General features: G+C 68.3%; 1 protein-coding gene and 1 pseudogene. Both read right to left on the reverse strand.

The features are described 5' to 3' along the window. Positions 1–217: 217 nt before the first annotated feature. A complete protein-coding gene (locus tag ACWDAK_RS41225) occupies positions 218–1,096 on the reverse strand; it encodes a GNAT family N-acetyltransferase (protein WP_427396360.1) in 879 nt (292 codons plus the stop codon). Positions 1,097–1,284: 188 nt separating this feature from the next. Continuing rightward, positions 1,285–1,512 (reverse strand): annotated as a pseudogene (locus tag ACWDAK_RS41230) (IS5 family transposase); the annotation flags it as partial.

Consider the following 1,512-nt stretch of genomic DNA (forward strand, 5'->3'; position numbering starts at 1 on the left):
GATTCGACAAGCGCGGCTACGTCTACCTCGGCACCGTCACCGCAGCCGCACTCGTCATCTGGCTTCGCTCGTGATCGCCAGGACACTGCCTAGTAGGGTCGGGGACTGGCGCGGTGGCTGATGCTCCGTTTCCAGTCCCCGACCCTACTAGGGCGTGTATCGAAAGCACGGACAGGCCGGGCGGGATGATGCCCCGGTCCGGCCCGTCCGCTCTCTGCTAAAGGTCGAGCTGATGCTGGTGCGTCGTGTGCGTGGGTTTGTAGCCGAGATCGTCGTTGATCCGTCGCATGTGCGCGTTGCTGTCGGTGGTGTCGGTCAGGAGGCCATCGAGGCCCGGATAGTCCCTATGGGCTTGTCGGATCGACTCGGCCTTCATCCATCGGCCGAGGCCGTGACCACGGTGCTCGGGCAACACGCCCGTGCCGTAGTGCTGGCCGTCACCTGCGCCATTGCCGGGGATGACGAGTTCGGTGAACCCGGCGATCGAGCCGTTGGAGGCGTCGATGGCGACGACGGTGTGCAGGTGGTCGCCGCGCTGTTCGACGGCCTTCGCCGCGGCCCGCACGCGGTCCACGTCCCAGGCCACGGTGCCGTACTCGGCGTCGTCCATGGGCATGTCGTCCATGGCGCGGCGTGAGGCGGCGAACGTCCGGGCGAGGTCGTCGGGGACGGTTCCCTGCCATGACGTCAGCCGGTAGCCGGGATGCGGACGCTCGACGATTCCGGCGAGGACGGTGGTGTCCACGTCGGCCATCGCCAGGCGGGTGTACCTGAAGGCGAGAACCTTCCGGAAACCGCGTGCCGCCAGGAAATGGTCGCCGGGCGATCCGGCTTCGGCCTGCGCGACGACGCGGCGTCGGGCGTTGTCCCGGGCGGTGGCCACGGCGGTGTTGAGGAGCCGGGAGCCGACGCCCTTGCGGCGCTCCACGGGATGAACGCGGAGGTCGAGCTCGGCGAGGTGCTCTTGTCCGCCGTCGAGCAGGCGCAAGAAGGCGGTCCCGGCAGGGATGGAGTCCGCGTCCGAGGCCAGCCAGGCGAGACGCCGGCCGTGCGGCCCGTGAGCGGGGTCGGTCAGTGGGGTGATGCGAAGGGACAAGGTGTCTCCGTCGAGAGGAGGTGGCAAGGATCAGTACGCGAGCTCAACTCCTGGGCACTCGTGCGCATGTGCTCCACACCTCCTGGTCGACAGCGCCGGCCTGCACCGATGCGGGCGGCTGGGCGAACCTAGCTGGCCGCCGGACCCCTGGGCAACGGATTAACGAAAAGGGCGGTGCGGGTTTGTGGTCACAGCCACTCGCTGATGGCCGCGACGAGGACGGTCGCCTCATAGCGGACCGCGAGCTTGTCGTATCTCGTGGCCACGGCGCGATGCCTTTTGAGACGATTGATGCCACATTCGACCGCATGCCGAGCCTTGAGTCCTCGGCGTCGAACTTGGGCGGCCGGCCGCCGCGAGCGCCGAGTCTCTTGCGGTTGCGAGCCTGGTCGGCCTTGTCCGGGATGGTGCAGCGA

Source organism: Kitasatospora sp. NPDC001175 (assembly GCF_053598215.1).